The 19,557-nt window shown below is 61.1% G+C and carries 13 protein-coding genes and 2 pseudogenes; all 15 read right to left on the bottom strand.

Going from position 1 to position 19,557, the window contains the following annotated elements:
* Positions 1–81: 81 nt before the first annotated feature.
* The 15 genes and pseudogenes from ACZ9H3_RS07180 to aceA all read right to left on the bottom strand — a co-directional run bounded on the left by ACZ9H3_RS07180 (position 82) and on the right by aceA (position 19,227).
* Positions 82–2,185 (bottom strand): annotated as a pseudogene (locus ACZ9H3_RS07180) (TonB-dependent receptor family protein).
* A 135-nt stretch (positions 2,186–2,320) separates the two neighbouring features.
* Entirely contained in the window at positions 2,321–3,796 is a 1,476-nt protein-coding gene (nuoN, locus tag ACZ9H3_RS07175; protein ID WP_065758530.1) for an NADH-quinone oxidoreductase subunit NuoN, read from the bottom strand.
* A gap of 7 nt (positions 3,797–3,803) precedes the next feature.
* The gene (gene nuoM, locus ACZ9H3_RS07170) at positions 3,804–5,336 is read right to left on the bottom strand and encodes an NADH-quinone oxidoreductase subunit M (protein ID WP_065758531.1); all 1,533 of its coding nucleotides are present in this window, start codon (positions 5,334–5,336) and stop codon (positions 3,804–3,806) included.
* Positions 5,337–5,375: 39 nt separating this feature from the next.
* Positions 5,376–7,229, bottom strand: a complete 1,854-nt coding sequence (nuoL, locus tag ACZ9H3_RS07165) for an NADH-quinone oxidoreductase subunit L (protein ID WP_065758532.1) — start codon at positions 7,227–7,229, stop codon at positions 5,376–5,378.
* Positions 7,226–7,534, bottom strand: a complete 309-nt coding sequence (gene nuoK, locus ACZ9H3_RS07160; protein ID WP_476220211.1) for an NADH-quinone oxidoreductase subunit NuoK — start codon at positions 7,532–7,534, stop codon at positions 7,226–7,228. Before nuoK ends, nuoL begins: the two co-directional genes overlap by 4 nt.
* Before the next feature lie 4 nt (positions 7,535–7,538).
* Positions 7,539–8,039: an NADH-quinone oxidoreductase subunit J gene (gene nuoJ / locus ACZ9H3_RS07155; RefSeq protein ID WP_065758533.1), complete on the bottom strand. Its 501-nt coding sequence runs from the start codon at positions 8,037–8,039 to the stop codon at positions 7,539–7,541.
* 9 nt (positions 8,040–8,048) lie between these two features.
* A complete protein-coding gene (gene nuoI / locus ACZ9H3_RS07150) occupies positions 8,049–8,594 on the bottom strand; it encodes an NADH-quinone oxidoreductase subunit NuoI (RefSeq protein ID WP_065758534.1) in 546 nt (181 codons plus the stop codon).
* 11 nt (positions 8,595–8,605) lie between these two features.
* Entirely contained in the window at positions 8,606–9,613 is a 1,008-nt protein-coding gene (gene nuoH, locus ACZ9H3_RS07145; RefSeq protein WP_065758535.1) for an NADH-quinone oxidoreductase subunit NuoH, read from the bottom strand.
* Positions 9,610–12,324 (bottom strand): NADH-quinone oxidoreductase subunit NuoG, encoded by a 2,715-nt coding sequence (gene nuoG, locus ACZ9H3_RS07140; protein WP_476220210.1) that lies wholly within the window; start codon positions 12,322–12,324, stop codon positions 9,610–9,612. Before nuoG ends, nuoH begins: the two co-directional genes overlap by 4 nt.
* 132 nt (positions 12,325–12,456) lie before the next feature.
* Positions 12,457–13,813: pseudogene (gene nuoF / locus ACZ9H3_RS07135) on the bottom strand (NADH-quinone oxidoreductase subunit NuoF).
* Positions 13,810–14,307 (bottom strand): NADH-quinone oxidoreductase subunit NuoE, encoded by a 498-nt coding sequence (gene nuoE, locus ACZ9H3_RS07130; protein WP_065758538.1) that lies wholly within the window; start codon positions 14,305–14,307, stop codon positions 13,810–13,812. Before nuoE ends, nuoF begins: the two are co-directional and overlap by 4 nt.
* Before the next feature lie 2 nt (positions 14,308–14,309).
* Positions 14,310–16,091 (bottom strand): NADH-quinone oxidoreductase subunit C/D, encoded by a 1,782-nt coding sequence (gene nuoC, locus ACZ9H3_RS07125; protein ID WP_099775292.1) that lies wholly within the window; start codon positions 16,089–16,091, stop codon positions 14,310–14,312.
* Positions 16,092–16,168: 77 nt separating this feature from the next.
* Positions 16,169–16,846 carry an NADH-quinone oxidoreductase subunit B gene (locus tag ACZ9H3_RS07120; protein WP_065758540.1) on the bottom strand — a complete coding sequence of 226 codons (678 nt, stop codon included), beginning with the start codon at positions 16,844–16,846 and terminating at the stop codon, positions 16,169–16,171.
* Positions 16,847–16,856: 10 nt separating this feature from the next.
* Positions 16,857–17,270, bottom strand: coding sequence for an NADH-quinone oxidoreductase subunit A (locus ACZ9H3_RS07115; RefSeq protein ID WP_065758541.1), 414 nt, complete (start codon positions 17,268–17,270; stop codon positions 16,857–16,859).
* Positions 17,271–17,901: 631 nt separating this feature from the next.
* Complete coding sequence (gene aceA / locus ACZ9H3_RS07110) at positions 17,902–19,227, bottom strand: isocitrate lyase (RefSeq protein ID WP_065758542.1); 1,326 nt, start codon at positions 19,225–19,227, stop codon at positions 17,902–17,904.
* Positions 19,228–19,557: the final 330 nt, after the last annotated feature.

The raw sequence follows: 19,557 nt of genomic DNA, 5'->3' as shown, positions 1-19,557 counted from the left end.
CTGCGCCGCTGCTTTTATTGATCTACAGCAATGCCCGGGTGCGGGGCCACAGGATCAGGTGGCCCCACTATGGGTAATGGTTCAGCGCAGGCTGTAGGACACGCCAACGTAGGCCCCGAAGCCCTCGCCGGGTGTCGAGCGGGCGATGTCATTGCCGTGGTCGTTGTAGCCCGGTGTCACGGTGGCGGCATACCGCTTGTTGGTCAGGTTGCGCAGGTCCAGCCAGGTTTGCCAGTCGTTTTTCGGCGCGTTGAAGCCAAATGTCGCCCCCAGCAGTGCATAGGCGTCGGCGGGGTAAGAGTTGGCGTAGTCGACCTGTACCTTGGAGGCCATCTGCGTATTGAGCCCGGCATAGAAGCCCGTCGGGTGATCGAAGCGCACTTCGGCCTGGTAGAAATGCATCGGAATGCCGGGCAAGCGGTTGTCACCGAAGACGTCGTCATCACGGTAGTGGAAATCGCTGAAGGTGTAGGCCTGACGCAACGACACCTTGCCCACGGCAGCACGCTCCCAGAGCAGGCTGTCCAGGCCGGCTTCGATGCCCTGATGAACCGTAGGGCTGGCGTTGATTTCGGTGGGTGGATTGCCAGGCACCGTTTCGACTGCCAGTAGTTCATGGCGTACCGCAGCGTAGTACCAGGCCAGATCCCAGCGCCCCAGTGCCGAGTCGCCACGAGCGCCGAGTTCAAGGGTGGTGGCGGTCTGATTCTGCAGTTCGACGGGGGTTTTCTGAAGTTTGGCGGCCGGGCCGCTGGTGAAGCGTTCGTTGGCACTCCAGATCAACGCCCATGGGTGTGGCGGCTCGACCGAGCGGCTGAGGTTGCCGTAGACCTCCAACTGCGGGTTGAAGGCATAACGCAGACCGACGCGCGGGGCATAGTCCCAGTCGTGCTGGCTGACCTTGCCGCCATCGGCGGGATAGCTGACATCGCTTTCCCGGCGGGTGTAGATCAGCGCCAGGCCGGTGGTCAGCCACAGATCCGGCACCAGCTCCAGCTCGTTGCTGGCGTGCAATACGTTGTCAGAGCCCTGATAGCTGAAGTCGCGGGTTTTGGTACCGATTGGGGTGTTGAGGTTAGTACCCTGTTGCACCCGTACATACTCGGATGCGCCGCTATTGGGCAGATGCTTGGTCGACCGCCAGCCGATCGAGGTGTTGCTCTCGCGGTCGAACAGGGTGTCTCGACGGAAGTAGTTCAACGTACCACTGACATCGGTGTAGGCCACCTTCAGGCGGTTCAGGCCTTCACGCAGGTCCATCGGGTAGTCGTGATACACCAACCCGGCCTCCAGGCGTGAATCGTCATCCAGAAAGAAGGTAGTCTTGTTCGCCAGCCAGGTGCTGCCCGGCTGTGGGCGGCTGGCGTCACGGGAGAGGTAGGTCGGGTTTGCAGCCCGTGGATCATGCTTGATCTGTGCTTTGGTCAGGCGCCCGGCCAGGTCGTTCTCGGTTTCCCGATAACGCAGGTAGAAGCGGGTTTCCAGGTTCGGGTTGAAGCGGTAGCCGACGTTGGCGGCGATGCCTTTGCTGCTGCCGCTGCTGTGATCCTGATAACCGTCGTATGCCGAGTCAGTAGCCGCCACGTAGTAATCCAGGTCGCCCAGCACCTGGCCGGAACTGATCTGGCGCTTCATGTAGCCACGGCTGCCGGCTTCATAACGAACTTGCAGGGGCGCAGCGTCATACCCGGTGTGGGTGATGTAGTCGATGGCTCCGCCCAATGCCAGCGCGCCCTTGTCGAAGCCATTGGCGCCGCGCAGCACTTCGGCGCGGCTCAGCCACAGCGGTTCGAACAGTTCGTAGGGGGTACCACCGGGGGCCAGTCAGTGGCAGACCGTCGAGCAGGGTGTACACCCCCGAACCGTGGCTGCCCGGTGCGCGGTTGATGCCCGAGCCTCGAATCGACAACTTGACCCCATCATTACCGGCGGATTGCGCAAATACACCGGGCTGGTAGGCCAGCACATCCTGGTTGCTGGCAACCCGGCCTTGCTCGACCTGCTGCATATCCACCAGATTGGTCCCGCCCGGCACCCGCTGCAGGCGCTCTTTGGCCGAGGCCAGTTCGCTCTGTTCCTGCTCCTGAATCAGCACCTGACCCAGTTCGACAGCGTCGTCGGCCTGTACCGTGGTGGCGCAGACGAACAGCAGCGCCAGTGGAGAGCGGGGGAGGGTGGATCGCATTATCAAGAATTCCAGGTTATGAGGCGGCTATCTGACGCCGCAACTACAAGACGAAGCACAGTCGTTGCCCGGAAAACAAAACACCCCGCCGAGGCGGGGTGTCTGTTGTTACTAAAGCGATTGTTACCTGGGCGATCAACCGATCAGCTGAAACCCGGCGTGTTGGACCATGTCCAGCAGCGGCTGCGGGTACACGCCCAGCACGAAGGCCAGGATCGCGATGGCCAGCAGCATGACGCCGCCAGTGCGCTGTTCCCAGTTCAGCGGGGCATCGTGACGACGCAGGTTTGGTTCGATCAGGTACAGGGTAACCATGACACGCAGGTAGTAGAACACGCCGATGGCGCTGCCCAGTACCAGGGCGCCGACCAGCCACCACAGCTGCGATTCGACACCGGTCGCAATGATGTAGAACTTGCCGATGAAGCCTGCGGTCAGCGGGATACCTGCAAGCGACAGCATCATCACGGTCAGTACGGCGGTCAGGTACGGACGGCGCCAGAACAGGCCGCGATACTCGTACAGGGCGTCAGCGTCACGGCCGTTGTACGGCGACGACATCAGGGTGATCACACCGAAGGCACCGAGGCTGGTGATCACGTAGGTGACCAGGTACACGCCGATGGCTTCCATCGCCAGGCCCTTGCTGGCCACCAGGGCAATCAGCAGGTAACCGAAGTGGGCGATGGACGAGTAACCGAGCAGACGCTTGAGGTTGCTCTGGGTCAGCGCCAAGAGGTTACCGATCAGGATCGAGGCGACGGCGATCACCGACAGCACGGTGGTCAGTACGCCGCTGCTGGCCGCCGGCGAGATCAGGAACAGGCGTACGACGACGGCGAACACTGCAACCTTGCTGGCGGTGGCCAGGAACGCTGCGACCGGTGCTGGCGCACCTTCGTAAACGTCCGGGGTCCACAGGTGGAACGGTACCAGCGACAGTTTGAATGCCAGGCCAACCAGCATCATGCCCAGGCCCAGTTGAGCCAGCAGGCTTGGCATGCCAGTGGCTGCCAGTGCCTTGCCAATACCGGTGAAGGTCAGGCTGCCAGCGTCAGCGTACAGCAGGGCCATACCGAACAGCAGGAAGGCCGAGCCTGCGGCCGACAGCACCATGTACTTGATGCCGCCTTCCAGCGAACGCTTGTTGAAGAACGCGTAAGCCACCAGGCCATAGACCGGTACCGAGAGCAGCTCCAGGCCGATGAACAGGCCGGCCAGGTGCTGTGCACAGACCAGTACCAGGCCACCGAGGGCAGCCATCAGGATCAGCAGGTACAGTTCTTCACGGTTGCCCGGGTAGCCTTTACCGCTTTTACCTTCACCCAGGTAGGCGTGGGCGAGGGTAACGCAAGCCAGGGTGGCGACCAGGATCAGCGCCATGTACAGGCAGGCGAAGTTGTCGACGGTCAGCAGCGGGGTGACCGCCAGGGGTGTGACTTTCAGGGTTGGAATAATCGACAGCAGGGCCAGGTTCAGGCCCACGGTCGACAGCAGGAAGGTTTGCGAGTGATTGCGGCGCCAGGCGATGGCCAGCATCACCACAACAATGGTGATACTGGTAATCAGCAGCGGCGCAAGCGCGATAAAGTGTTGAATCGTCAGGTCCATAGCGCTCTTACCGGGCCGAAGCGAGTTGAGTGAAAGCGGTGCCGAGCCACTGCTGCACACCACTCATGGTAGCGGCAGAGGTGTCGAGGAACGGCTGCGGGTAAACGCCCAGCAGGATCAGCAGGCCAGCCAGGCCCAGCACCATGATCATTTCGCGAGTGTCCATACCAGCCAGGACTTCATCGGATTTCGCCGGACCGAAGTAGGCACGGTGGATCATGATCAGCGAGTAGACCGAACCGAAGACCAGGCCGCTGGTAGCGATCACAGTCACCCATGGCGAGCTGACGAAGCTGCCGATCAGGATCAGGAATTCACCAACGAAGTTACCGGTACCTGGCAGGCCCAGCGACGCGGCGGCGAAGAACAGGCTGATGGCTGGCAGGTAAGCGATACGGTGCCACAGGCCGCCCATCTGACGCATGTCACGGGTGTGCAGGCGTTCGTACAGTTGGCCACTCAGGATAAAGAGTGCCGCAGCCGACAGACCGTGTGCGAGCATCTGGATCACAGCACCTTGCAGTGCTTGCTGGCTGCCGGAGTAGATACCGATCAGCACGAAGCCCATGTGCGAGACGCTGGAGAACGCGATCAGGCGCTTGATGTCGGTTTGGGCGAAGGCCAGGAATGCGCCGTAGAAAATCCCGATCAGACCGAGGGTCATGGCGATTGGCGCGAATTCCGCCGAGGCATTCGGGAACAGCGGCAGGGCGAAACGCAGCAGACCGTAGGCAGCGGTTTTCAGCAAAATACCCGCCAGGTCCACGGAACCTGCGGTAGGTGCCTGGGCGTGAGCGTCAGGCAGCCAGGAGTGGAACGGTACAACCGGCAGTTTCACCGCGAAGGCGATGAAGAAGCCCAGCATCAGCAGGTACTCGGTACCGGCTGGCAGTTCGGCCTTGAGCAGTGTGCTGTAGTCGAAGGTCAGTACGCCGGTGGTGTTGTAGTTCACCAGTACCAGGCCCAGGATCGCCACCAACATGATCAGGCCGCTGGCCTGGGTGTAGATGAAGAACTTGGTTGCTGCGTAGATCCGGGTCTTCTTGCCGTCTGCCGAGCTGTGACCCCAGAGCGCGATGAGGAAATACATCGGCACCAGCATCATTTCCCAGAAGAAGAAGAACAGGAACAGGTCCAGGGCCAGGAACACCCCGACCACGCCGCCCAGGATCCACATCAGGTTGAGGTGGAAGAAGCCGACGTGGCGCTGGATCTCTTTCCACGAGCAGAGGACCGAAAGCACACCGAGCAGGCCGGTGAGCAAGATCATCAGCAGCGACAGGCCGTCCAGGCCCAGGTGCAGGCTGATGCCGAAGCGCTCGATCCAGAGCACTTTGTATTCGACAGTCCAGGCAGGCTCGGTACCCGGTGCCGGGGCGAGGGTGTAGTCACCGTGTGCCCACAGCCAGAGGCCGATACCGAGCAACAGGGACATGGTCAGCAGCGCAATCCAGCGTGGCAGGGTGGCGCCGAAGCGCTCACCCAGCCAGCACAGCAGGCCGCCGATGAAGGGGATCAGGATCAGCCAAGGCAAAATCATGACGGGCTCAATTCCTTTCGCAAAGTCGCAAGGTTCATATCAGACCGCAGCCAACAACACAGCGCCGAGAACAATCACGGCACCTGCGGCGATCGAGGCGGTGTACCAGCGCAGCTGACCGGTTTCGGTACGGCTCATGGCAGCGTGGCCACCACGTGCCAGACGCGGCACCAGACCAATGCTGCGGTCAACCGGGTCCTTGCGCAGCACATGGCTGATCAGCAGGTAAGGTTTGACGAACAGCTTGTCGTAGATCCAGTCGAAGCCCCAGGCAGCGAACCACCAGGCCGACAACACGCGACCGATGCCGCTGTTGGCGATGGCCGTTACCAGGCGACGTTTGCCCAGGAACAGCACGGCTGCCAGCAGGATACCGGCGATGGCAATGGCGCCCGAGGCGATTTCCAGGCTGTGCTTGGCTTCGCCACCGGCATGGCCGGCGCTCTGCGGCAGTACACCGGCCAGTGGTGGATGAATCCAGGCACCGACGAAGGTGGACAGTACGATCAGCACGCCCAGCGGCAGCCAGTGGGAAATCCCGTGGCCAGCATGGGCTTCGGTCTTGGCTTCGCCGTGGAAGGCGATGAAGATCAGGCGGAAGGTGTACAGCGAGGTCATGAAAGCACCGACCAGGCCGGCGTACAGCAGACCGTTGTTACCACTGGCGAAGGCTTCCCAGAGGATTTCGTCCTTGGAGTAGAAACCGGCGGTCAGCAGCGGCAGGGCAGCCAGGGCGGCACCACCGACGATGAAGCTGGCGTAGGCCAGCGGCAGCTTCTTCCACAGGCCACCCATCTTGAAGATGTTCTGCTCGTGGTGGCAGGCAACGATGACCGCACCGGAGGCAAGGAACAGCAGGGCCTTGAAGAAGGCGTGGGTCATCAGGTGGAAGATCGCGCCTTCCCAGGCGCCAACGCCCAGGGCCAGGAACATGTAGCCGATCTGGCTCATGGTCGAGTAGGCGAGGATACGCTTGATGTCGGTTTGAACCAGCGCGGCGAAGCCAGCCAGTACCAGAGTGACACCGCCGACCACGCCGACCAGGTGCAGCACGTCCGGCGCAAGGGCGAACAGGCCGTGGGTACGGGCGATCAGGTAGACACCGGCGGTCACCATGGTCGCGGCGTGGATCAGTGCCGAAACCGGGGTTGGGCCCGCCATCGCGTCAGCCAGCCAGGTCTGCAGTGGCAGTTGGGCGGATTTACCGACCGCGCCGCCCAGCAGCATCAGGGTGGCCATGACGATCCAGAAGTCACCGGCCTTGAAGTGCTCCGGTGCGCGTACCAGCAGTTCCTGGACGTTCAGGGTACCCAGTTGCTGGAACAGGATGAACAGGCCGATGGCCATGAACACGTCGCCGATACGGGTCACGATGAAGGCTTTGAGTGCGGCATTACCGTTGTTGCGGTTGCTGTAGTAGAAACCGATCAACAGGTAGGAGCACAGGCCCACGCCTTCCCAACCGAAGTAGATGAACAGCAGGTTGTCGCCCAGGATCAGGAACAACATGCTGGCAATGAACAGGTTGGTGTAGGCGAAGAAGCGCGAGTAGCCCGCTTCACCGCGCATGTACCAGGAGGCGAACAGGTGGATCAGGAAGCCGACGCCGACCACCACACCCAGCATGGTGACCGACAGGCCATCCAGGTACAGGGTGAAGTTGGGTGCGAAGCCGTCTACCGACATCCACTGCCACAGCAGCTGGCTGTACGCACCGCCTGCAGGCGGTGCAACGTTGAACTGCCAGATCACGTAGGCCGCGACGATGGCCGAGAGGCCTACCGAGCCGACGCCGATCAGCGCCGAGAGGTTCTCCGAGAACCGTCCGCGCGAGAACGACAGCAGCAGGAAGCCGATCAGGGGAAATACGAAAGTCAGAAAGAGAAGGTTCATCCGCGCATCTCACTGGCTACATCGATATCGAGAGTGTGGAAGCGGCGATACAGCTGCAACAGGATCGCCAGGCCAATACTGGCCTCGGCCGCTGCCAGGCTGATCACCAGGATGAACATGATCTGTCCATCCGGCTGCGCCCAACGGCTGCCCGCGACAATGAACGCCAGTGCCGAGGCGTTCATCATGATTTCCAGGCTCATCAGCACGAAAAGAATGTTGCGGCGCACCATCAGCCCGACCAGACCGAGGCAGAACAGGATGCCGGCGACGGCCAGGCCATGTTCGAGAGGAATTGCAGGCATGTCGTTACTCCTTCGCCTCGTTGCGGCCGAGGTGGAATGCCGTTACCGCTGCAGCGAGCAGCAGCATCGAGGCCAGTTCCACCACCAGCAGGTAAGGGCCGAACAGGCTGATGCCGACGGCCTTGGCATCGACAGTGGTGTGGCCGATGCCAACACCACTTTGATTGCCGAACAGCACATAGAGCAGTTCCAGCAGCAGCAGGGCGCCGAGGAACACCGGCCCCGCCCAGATACCGGGCTTGAGCCAGTCGCGCTCCTGGCGAACCGAAGCCGGCCCCAGGTTGAGCATCATCACCACGAAGACGAACAGCACCATGATGGCGCCAGCGTAGGCGATCACTTCCAGTACGCCGGCAAACGGCGCGCCGAGGGCGAAGAAGGTCATCGCCACGGAGATCAGCGAAATGATCAGGTAGAGCAGGGCGTGTACCGGGTTGGTGTTGGTGATCACCCGAAGGGTGGACACCACAGCGACACCGGATGCGAAATAGAAAGCGAATTCCATCTTTCTTCCTTAAGGGAGCAAGCTCTTCACGTTGATCGGCTCGGCTTCGTTCTGCGCAGCGCCTTTCGGCTTGCCGGCAACCGCCATACCTGCAACACGGTAGAAGTTGTAATCAGGGTTCTTGCCGGGGCCGGAGATCAGCAGATCTTCTTTCTCGTACACCAGGTCCTGACGTTTGAACTCGGCCATTTCGAAATCCGGCGTCAGCTGGATCGCGGTGGTCGGGCAGGCTTCCTCGCAGAGGCCGCAGAAAATGCAGCGCGAGAAGTTGATGCGGAAGAACTCGGGGTACCAGCGACCGTCGTCGGTTTCGGCTTTCTGCAGCGAGATGCAACCGACCGGGCAGGCCACGGCACACAGGTTGCACGCTACACAGCGCTCTTCACCATCGGGATCGCGGGTCAGGACGATGCGACCACGGTAGCGCGGTGGCAGGTAGACCGGCTCTTCCGGGTACTGCAGGGTGTCGCGTTTGCGGAACCCGTGGGAGAACACCATCACCAGGCTGCGCAGCTGGGTGTAGGTGCCTTTGATGATGTCAAAAATGTACTTCATGCTCTATATCCTCACTGAACCGCGCCGGCCGGCGTGTTCAACAACACGAGCGCGGCGGTCACCAGCAGGTTGATCAGGGTCAGCGGCAGGCAGAACTTCCAGCTGAAGTCCATCACCTGGTCATAGCGCGGGCGCGGGATCGAGGCGCGCAGCAGGATGAACAGCATGATGAAGAACGCGGTCTTCAGGGCAAACCAGAGGAACGGCAGTTGCGGCAGGATGCCGAACGGGCCGTGCCAGCCACCGAAGAACAGCGTTACCAGCAGTGCCGAGATCAGGATGATGCCGATGTACTCACCGACGAAGAACATGCCCCATTTCATACCGGCATATTCAATGTGGTAACCGTCGGCCAGTTCCTGTTCCGCTTCCGGCTGGTCGAAGGGGTGACGGTGAGTCACGGCAACGCCGGCGATGAAGAAGGTGCAGAAGCCAAAGAACTGCGGAATGATGAACCACAGGTTCTGCGCCTGGTAGTCGACGATATCGCGCATGTTGAACGAGCCAACCTGCGCCACGATGCCCATCAGCGCCAGGCCCATGAACACTTCGTACGACACGGTCTGGGCCGAAGCCCGCAGGCTGCCGAGCAGTGCGTACTTGTTGTTCGACGACCAACCGGCGAACAGTACGGCGTAGACCGACAGGCCGGCCATGGCGAAGAAGAACAGCAGGCCGATGTTCAGGTCCGCGACACCCCAGGTCGGGGTGATCGGGATGATCGCGAAGGCAATCAGCAGAGCACTCATGGCCACGACCGGCGCCAGGGTGAAGATCACCTTGTCGACGAAGGGTGGGTTCCAGTCCTCCTTGAAGAACATCTTCAGCATGTCGGCAGCGATCTGGAACATGCCGAATGGGCCGACGCGGTTCGGACCGTAACGGTCCTGCCACCAGCCCAGCAGGCGCCGCTCGACGAAGCTGAGCAGCGCGCCGCAGACCACCACGGCCAGCAAGACTACGATGGCCTTGACGACGGTGATGATCACATCGATCACTTCAGGGGTGAACCAGGTCATTGTGCTGCCTCCTGCAGGCCTTCGACGGTGTGACCGAAGATGGCTGGCGGGATACCGGCCAGGCCTTTCGGCAGGGCAACCAGGCCAGCGCCCAGTTCCTCATTGATACGCAGCGGCAGACGCAGGGTCTGGCCGGCGACGTTCAGGCTGAGCATGGCGCCGTCGTTGACACCCAGGCGGTCGGCTTCGGACTTGGCCAGGGCGACGTAGGCTTGCGGGATACGCTCTTGCACCGGTGCTGCGCGCGAAGAGTTCTCTTCACTGCCGAACAGGTGATAGAACGGCACCGCTTGCCAGGTACCACGAGCCGGTGCGAAGGCGCCAGGAATGTTGGCGAACCAGTTCAGCTTGTCGCCTTGGCTTTCGATCAGGCGGGTGCCCGGATCGCCAGCGCGCAGGTGACCACCGACTTCGTCCTGGAACTTGTTCCAGGCTTGTGGCGAGTTCCAGCCCGGCGACCAGGCAAATGGCACTTGCTGACGCGGTTCAACCGAACCCGAATAACCTTCCATGGAGAAGGCGAATGCGGTGTCCTGGTCTTGTGGAGTACGCGGCTCGTGTACGCTGATGTTGGCGCGCATGGCGGTACGACCGGAGTAGCGCAGCGGCTCGCGGGCCAGTTTCAGGCCTTTGATACGGAATGCCGCCGACGGTGCCGCGTTGACGATGCCCGCCAGTTGCGGGGCCGCTGTTGCGCAGGCGCTGGTGACATGGTCCAGTTGGGTCCAGTCCACCGGCTTGTTCAGCAGGGTCGAGCGCAGGGCGTGCATCCAGCGCCAGCCTTCGTGAACCAGGATCGAAGCATTCATGTAGGTCGGATCGAACACCTGGAAGAAACGCTGGGCGCGGCCTTCGAGGCTGACCAGGGTACCGTCGCCTTCAGCGAAGGTAGCCGCAGGCAGCACCAGGTGGGCGCGGTCAGTGGTCGGAGTCTTCTGGTGGTCCGCAACGATGACAACCTTGGCGGCCGCCAGCGCAGCATCGACCTTGGCCGCTGGCAGGCGGCTGTACAGGTCGTTTTCCAGTACGACGATGGCGTCGGCTTTGCCGGAAATCACGGCATCCAGCGCGGCATCGGCCGAGTCACCGCCGAGCATGGCAAGCCCGAGGCTGTTGGCTTCAGGGACGACCAGGCTCAGGGAGCCGTTCTTCTCGCGCAGCTTCAGCGCCTTGGCGATGTTGGCGGCGGCTTCGATCAGGGCCTTGGAGCCCAGCGAAGTACCGGCAACGACCAGTGGGCGGTTGGCAGCGACCAAGGCATCGGCGATGCGCTTGGCCAGGGCCAGGGCTTCGGCGTCCAGGCCTTCAACGGCAGGGGCGCTTGGGTCGATGGCGTGGGCGACGGCGAAACCGAGGCGAGCTAGGTCATCCGGGGATGCGTGTACGCATTCTTCGGCGACGTCATCGAGCTTGGTTTCGGCCAGGCTGGCGATGAACAGCGGGTACATGGCGTGTTGGCCGATGTTTTTCACGGCAGCGTCGAGCCAAGGCTGAACACGCATGGCGTCGGCCATGGCCTCGGCCTTGCCCTTGACCGACTGGCGCAGGGCCAGGGCAACGCGGGCAGCTGTTTGGGTCAGGTCTTCACCGAGGACGAACACGGCATCGTGGTCTTCCATCTCGCGCAGGGTTGGCACCGGCAGCGGGCTGTCGTTCAGCACCCGCAGAACCAGACGCACCTGCTCAAGTTCAGCGGCTTCCATACCCGAGTAGAAGTGTTCGGCACCGACCAGTTCGCGCAGGCCGTAGTTGCTTTCCAGGCTGGCGCGTGGCGAGCCGATACCGACGATGTTGCGACCACGCAGCATATCGGCCGCTTGATCGAGGGCGGCGTCCAGGCTCAGTTTCTGGCCATTGGCGAGCAGCGGCTGGCGTGGGCGGTCTTCACGGTTGACGTAGCCATAGCCGAAGCGGCCACGGTCGCACAGGAAGTACTGGTTAACGGAACCGTTGAAACGGTTCTCGATACGGCGCAGTTCGCCATAACGCTCACCCGGGCTGATGTTGCAACCGCTGGAGCAGCCATGGCAGATGCTCGGGGCGAACTGCATGTCCCATTTGCGGTTGTAGCGCTCGGAGTGCGTCTTGTCGGTGAACACGCCGGTCGGGCAGACCTCGGTCAGGTTGCCGGAGAATTCGCTCTCCAGGGCACCGTCTTCGACGCGGCCGAAGTAGACGTTGTCGTGGGCACCGAAAACGCCCAGGTCAGTACCGCCTGCGTAGTCCTTGTAGTAACGCACGCAACGGTAGCAGGCGATGCAGCGGTTCATCTCGTGAGCGATGAACGGGCCGAGTTCCTGGTTCTGGTGGGTACGCTTGGTGAAACGGTAGCGGCGCTCGTTGTGGCCGGTCATTACCGTCATGTCTTGCAGGTGGCAGTGACCGCCTTCCTCACAGACCGGGCAGTCGTGTGGGTGGTTGGTCATCAGCCATTCGACGACGCTGGCGCGGAACACCTTGGCTTCTTCGTCGTCAATGGAGATCCAGCTGCCATCGGTGGCGGGGGTCATGCAGGACATGACGATACGACCACGCTTGTCGTTTTCGTCGGTGTACTGCTTGACCGCGCACTGGCGGCAAGCACCGACGCTACCGAGCGCCGGGTGCCAGCAGAAATAAGGAATGTCGAGGCCGAGCGACAGACACGCCTGTAACAGGTTGTCTGCGCCGTTGACTTCGAGCTCTTTGCCGTCTACGTGGATAGTGGCCATGGTTCAAAGTTCTTCGTTGGCCCGCGTCTGCGGGCGTGGCTAATGGAAAACTGTGTGCTTGCAGCCCGCGACAGGCGGACCCGGGCGAGCTGTGCAAGCAGCGGGTGGCACGGACCACCCGCGTTCTATTCGTTATGCGCCGACGACAATCGGCTTCGCCAGGTCCGGGCGCACGCCTGCGTTCGCAGCAATGCCAGCCTCGAATTCCGGGCGGAAATATTTGATCGCGCTGCCCAATGGCTCCACGGCACCCGGTGCGTGCGCACAGAAGGTCTTGCCTGGGCCGAGGAAACCGACCAGACCCAGCAGGGTCTCGATGTCGCCCTGCTGGCCCTGGCCTTTCTCGAGGGCGCGCAGGAGCTTGACGCTCCATGGCAGGCCATCGCGGCACGGGGTGCAGAAACCACAGGATTCACGGGCAAAAAACTCTTCCATGTTGCGCAGCAGCGAGACCATGTTGACGCTGTCGTCCACGGCCATGGCCAGGCCGGTACCCCATACGGGTGCCAACCTTGGCGATGCCACCGGCGTACATTTGTGCGTCCAGGTGCTCTGGCAGCAGGAAACCGGTACCGGCACCACCAGGCTGCCAGCACTTGAGCTTGAAGCCGTCGCGCATGCCACCGGCATAGTCTTCGAACAGTTCGCGAGCGCTGACGCCGAAGGGCAGTTCCCACAGGCCAGGGTTCTTCACCTTGCCGGAGAAGCCCATCAGCTTGGTGCCATGGTCTTCGCTGCCTTCGCGGGCCAGCGATTTGTACCAGTCGATGCCGTTGCCAACGATCGCCGGCACGTTGCACAGCGTCTCGACGTTGTTAACGCAGGTCGGCTTGCCCCACACGCCAACGGCGGCAGGGAAGGGCGGCTTGGAGCGCGGGTTGGCGCGGCGACCTTCGAGGGAGTTGATAAGCGCGGTTTCTTCACCGCAGATGTAGCGACCGGCACCGGTGTGGACGAACAGCTCGAAGTCGAAGCCGCTGCCGAGGATGTTCTTGCCCAGCAGGCCGGCGGCCTTGGCTTCTTCGACCGCACGGTTCAGGTGCGCGGCTGCGGTGACGTATTCGCCACGCAGGAAGATGTAGCCACGGTAGGCTTTCAGCGCGCGGGCGCTGATCAGCATGCCTTCGATCAGCAGATGGGGCAGTTGCTCCATCAGCATGCGGTCTTTCCAGGTGTTGGGTTCCATTTCATCCGCGTTGCACAGCAGGTAGCGGATGTTCATGGATTCGTCTTTGGGCATCAGGCCCCATTTGACGCCGGTCGGGAAGCCCGCACCACCACGGCCCTTGAGGCCGGAGTCCTTGACGGTCTGGACGATGTCGTCCTGGGACATTTGCCCCAGCGCCTTGCGGGCGGCAGCGTAGCCGTCCTTGGCCTGGTACTCGTCGAGCCACACCGGCTGGCCGTCATCGCGCAGACGCCAGGTCAGCGGGTGGGTTTCGGCGGTGCGGGCAATGCGGTTGGCAGGCCCGAAGGAGGTAAGGGTCATACGTAGCCCTCCAGCAGTTTGGAGACGCCAGCCGGCTGTACGTCACCGAAGGTGTCGTCGTCGATCATCAGCGCCGGGGCCTTGTCGCAGTTACCCAGGCAACACACCGGCAGCAGGGTGAAGCGACCGTCCGGGGTGGTCTGGCCGAGGCCGATGCCCAGCTCGCTCTGGATCTGGCTGACCACCGACTCGTGGCCGCCGATGTAGCAGACCATGCTGTCGCAGACGCGGATGATGTGCCGGCCGACAGGCTGACGGAAGATCTGGCTGTAGAAGGTTGCGACGCCTTCGACATCGCTGGCCGGAATGCCCAGGATCTCGCCGATGGCGTAGACCGCACCGTCAGGCACCCAGCCACGTTCTTTCTGAACGATCTTCAGGGCTTCGATGGACGCCGCGCGCGGGTCCTCGTAGTGATGCATCTCGTGCTCGATGGCCGAGCGCTCGGTTTCGCTCAGGGCGAAACGGTCGGTTTGGATAAGCGTGCTATTCATGCTTAGCGGTCCACGTCAGCCATAACGAAGTCGATACTGCCCAGGTACGCAATGAGGTCCGCGACCATGCTGCCGCGGATCACCGAAGGGATCTGCTGCAGGTGCGGGTAGCTCGGGGTACGAATCCGGGTGCGGTAGCTCATGGTGCCGCCATCGCTCGTCAGGTAGTAACTGTTGATACCCTTGGTCGCTTCGATCATCTGGAAGGATTCGTTGGCCGGCATGACCGGGCCCCACGAAACTTGCAGGAAGTGCGTGATCAGGGTTTCGATGTGCTGCAGGGTGCGCTCTTTCGGTGGCGGCGTGGTCAGCGGGTGATCCGCCTTGTACGGGCCTTCCGGCATGTTGCGCATGCACTGGTCGATGATGCGGATACTCTGGCGCATCTCTTCAACGCGGACCATGCAACGGTCGTAGGCATCGCCATTGTGAGCCAGCGGCACTTCGAACTCGAAGTTCTCGTAGCCCGAGTAAGGGCGGGCTTTACGCAGGTCGAAGTCCAGGCCGGTGGAACGCAGGCCAGCACCGGTGACACCCCACTCCAGGGCTTCCTTGGTGTTGTACTGGGCAACGCCGATGGTACGGCCGCGCAGGATACTGTTCTGCAGGGCGGCTTTTTCGTACTCGTCCAGGCGCTTGGGCAGCCATTCGACGAAGTCCTTGACCAAGCGGTCCCAGCCACGTGGCAGATCGTGGGCGACGCCACCGATGCGGTACCAGGCCGGGTGCAGACGGAAGCCGGTGATCGCTTCGATCACGGTGTAGGCACGCTGGCGGTCGGTGAAGGTGAAGAACACCGGGGTCATGGCGCCGACGTCCTGGATGTAGGTACCCAGGAACAGCAGGTGGCTGGTGATCCGGAAGAACTCGGCCATCATGATGCGGATGACGTCGACCTTCTGTGGCACCTTGATACCGGCCAGCTTCTCGACGGCCAGTACATACGGCAGGTTGTTCATCACACCGCCGAGGTAGTCGATACGGTCGGTGTAAGGAATGAAACTGTGCCAGGACTGACGCTCGGCCATCTTCTCGGCACCACGGTGGTGGTAACCGATGTCCGGAACGCAGTCGACGATCTCTTCGCCGTCCAGCTGCAGGACGATACGGAAGGCACCGTGAGCCGAAGGGTGGTTCGGGCCCAGGTTGAGGAACATGTAGTCCTCGTTGGCACCGGAACGCTTCATGCCCCAGGCTTCAGGGTTGAAGCGCGCGGCTTCTTCCTCGAGCTGTTGCTTGGCCAGGTTCAGGCTGTACGGATCGAACTCGGTGGCGCGGGCAGGGAAGTCCTTGCGCAGCGGGTGACCTTCCCAGGTCGGTGGCATCATGATGCGGGTCAGGTGCGGGTGGCCGGCAAAGTTGATGCCGAACATGTCCCAGACTTCACGCTCGTACCAGTTGGCGTTCGGCCAGATACCGGTGACGGTTGGCAGGCTCAGGTCGCTCTCAGACAGGGCGACCTTGATCATTACGTCACTATTACGTTCGATCGAGAGCAGGTGGTAGAACACACTGAAATCGGCGCCCGGCAAGCCACGGCGCTGGGTGCGCAGACGCTCGTCCACACCGTGCAGGTCATAGAGCATGACATACGGTTTGGGCAGGTTGCGCAGGAACGTCAGTACTTCGATCAGCTTGGCGCGGGTCACCCACAGCACTGGCATGCCGGTGCGGGTTTCCTGGGCGGTGAACGCCTCTGGGCCAAAACGATTGTTCAGTTCGACGACCACATCCTGGTCGTCAGCCTTGTAAGGCGGGATGTAAATAGCGGTGTCCGCTGTCATGGTCTCGGTCGCTTTCGGTCAACGTAGAGAATGAAGCCAGGCCGCCTGTTCCGCAGAGCAGGCAGCAGGTCGCTGGATCAGACTTCGTCGGGGCTGCGCAGGTTGGTGACCTGGATGCGCTGTTCACGACGCTGCTCTTTCTGTGACGGCATCTCGGCGCGGTATACGCCTTGATCACCGACAACCCAGGAAAGAGGGCGACGCTCCTGGCCAATCGACTCCTGCAGCAACATCAGGCCTTGCAGGAATGCTTCAGGGCGAGGCGGGCAGCCAGGCACATAGACATCCACGGGGAGGAACTTGTCGACCCCCTGAACGACCGAGTAAATGTCGTACATGCCGCCAGAGTTCGCGCACGAACCCATGGAGATGACCCACTTGGGTTCGAGCATCTGCTCGTACAGGCGCTGAATGATCGGCGCCATTTTGATGAAGCAGGTGCCAGCGACGACCATGAAGTCGGCCTGACGCGGTGATGCCCGGATGACTTCGGCGCCGAAGCGGGCGATGTCGTGGGGCGCCGTGAAGGCCGTGGTCATTTCCACGTAGCAGCAGGAGAGGCCGAAGTTATAAGGCCACAGGGAGTTTTTACGCCCCCAGTTCACCGCGCCACTGAGCACATCTTCAAGTTTGCCCATGAAGATGTTCTTGTGGACCTGGTCCTCTAGCAGCGAATCGGAGACGGTTTCCCGTTCTCCGATGGGGTACTGCTCGTTAGGCGCATCCGGATCGATTCTGGTGAGATTGTATTGCATTGCCAAAGCCTCATTGTTTCAGCTTCGCTTGCCGCTTGCGACGACCTACGGGAGCCCAATCGAGCGCCCCCACTCGCCAAAGGTAGACAAGACCTGCCAACAGAATTGCTATGAAAACGAGTGCTTCGACGAATCCGGTCCAGCCGCTTTCGCGAACAGACACAGACCATGCAAAGAGAAAGAGGGCTTCGATATCGAAGATCACGAACAGCATCGCGACCAGATAGAATTTTGCCGAGAGGCGCAGACGTGCGCTGCCGGTAGGCAGCATGCCGGATTCAAAGGGTTCGTTCTTGCTGCGGCCCCAGGCCTTGCTGCCGAGCAGGCTGGACAGACCGAGCATGAAGGCGCACAGGCCGACGACACCCAAAAGGAAAATGGCAAAGCCCCAGTTGTGGGCGATGAGTCCTGTCGAATCGGGCATGCTGAAAATCCTTAACAGAGCGCTTGGGTCTCTGAGCTTGAAAGAAGTAGAGCAGTGACGATATGTCGCAGCGGGATCTATCGGGCTGATTTTATGGGTAAAGCGGGTGCAAGTAAAATTTCTGCAGCAAATTAATTCGTTAGATTAAGAACAAAAATCTTTCGTAACACGCTGCAGGCCGCATAGGCTGGGCATTGCCTCACCTTTTGTTAATTATGTTTCTTGCTTGGTGTAATGAACGACAAGATTGTTAATGATAATTGATATCATTTGGCGCGACTGTTTTTTAGCGCCTTCTGTTGCCTGGAAGTTCCTGCTCATAGTGCAGTGTCCATAATTTTTTGCGTTTACCTATTTAGCAGCTTTTTTCCTGGGTTGTGCCGCCTTGGATCAATGCTTCGGTGCGTTGGTTGGTGGCTCATGAGGCAGCCCACCCTGTATGAGCAGGGCTTGCCCGCGATGCAGTCACCGCGCACTCATGGGCACTCCGCCGAAGCCATCCCAGGCGAACCTGTAGGGAGCGCTGATGGGTCTAGCTGGCTCTCGCTCATGGCAGGTGTAAAAAAACCCGGAGCCCCATCACAGGCCCCGGGTTTTCAGTGCTACCCGAATATCAGCTACTGATCATTGATCAGTGGAACTGCTCTTCTTCGGTGGAGCCGGTCAGTGCGGTTACCGAAGACGAGCCGCCCTGAATCACGGTGGTCATGTCGTCGAAGTAGCCGGTGCCAACTTCCTGTTGGTGAGCAACGAAGGTGTAGCCTTTGGACGCGTCGGCGAACTCCTGCTCCTGCAGCTTCACGTAGGCAGTCATGTCGTTGCGGGCGTAGTCGTGCGCCAGGTTGAACATGCTGTGCCACATGTTGTGGATACCCGCCAGGGTGATGAACTGGTGCTTGTAACCCATGGCCGACAGTTCGCGCTGGAACTTGGCGATGGTCGCGTCGTCCAGGTTTTTCTTCCAGTTGAAGGAAGGCGAGCAGTTGTAGGACAGGATCTGGTCCGGGTATTCCTTCTTGATCGCTTCGGCGAAGCGACGAGCTTCGTCTAGGTCTGGCTTGGCGGTTTCACACCAGATCAGGTCGGCGTACGGCGCGTAGGCCAGGCCGCGAGCGATGGCTTGATCCAGGCCGGCGCGTACTTTGTAGAAGCCTTCCTGGGTGCGTTCGCCGATCACGAATGGCTGATCGTACGGGTCGCAGTCGCTGGTCAGCAGGTCGGCGGCGTTAGCGTCGGTACGGGCCAGAATGATGGTCGGTACGCCAGCAACGTCGGCAGCCAGACGGGCAGCGGTCAGCTTCTGAACGGCTTCCTGGGTTGGAACCAGTACTTTACCGCCCATGTGGCCGCATTTCTTCACGGAGGCCAGTTGGTCTTCGAAGTGAACGCCAGCAGCGCCTGCTTCGATCATGTTCTTCATCAGTTCGTAGGCGTTCAGTACGCCACCGAAACCGGCTTCGGCGTCCGCTACGATCGGAGCGAAGTAGTCGATGTAGCCGTCATCGCCTGGGTTCTTGCCGGCTTTCCACTGGATCTGGTCGGCACGACGGAACGAGTTGTTGATGCGCTTGACCACAGTTGGAACCGAGTCCACTGGGTACAGCGACTGGTCTGGGTACATGGACTCGGCCGAGTTGTTATCGGCAGCCACTTGCCAGCCGGACAGGTAGATAGCCTGGATGCCGGCCTTGACCTGTTGTACTGCCTGGCCGCCGGTCAGGGCGCCCATGCAGTTGACGAAATCTTTTTCGGGGCGGAAGGATGGGTGGGCACCTTGGGTAACCAGGTTCCACAGCTTCTCGGCACCCATGCGGGCCAGGGTGTGCTCTGGCTGGACCGAGCCACGCAGACGGACAACATCAGCAGCGGTGTAGGTACGGGTCACGCCTTTCCAGCGCGGGTTTTCGGCCCAGTCTTTTTCGAGGGCTGCAATTTGCTGTTCGCGTGTCAGTGCCATGAAAATAAACCTCGTCGCATAGGTCTTGGTAAAAATGTTCGCTCTGTCGGCTGCGCTGTTCATTTACAGGGGCAGCACCGATTGCTCGCAGATCAGAAGCATTGGCGATCAGTCGTGTTTGGCGAAATGTGCGACGGTTGAACGAGTGAGGCTCAAGGGGGAAGTGAGCAGGTAGTTGGCGCTTCTGGTGACTGCAGGTTGGCTCGTGGTTGCCGTGCTGCGATCCCTGATGGGCCGTGTACCGTTTGATGCGCTTCCGTCCCTCGGGACAACTTCGTTCCAGTCGCAATCTCGTCAAACGCCTTGTGGGCTGTACAGACACGAATCGGC

The organism is Pseudomonas sp. TE3910, assembly GCF_056279025.1.
This window is presented reverse-complemented; position numbering and strand designations above follow the sequence as displayed.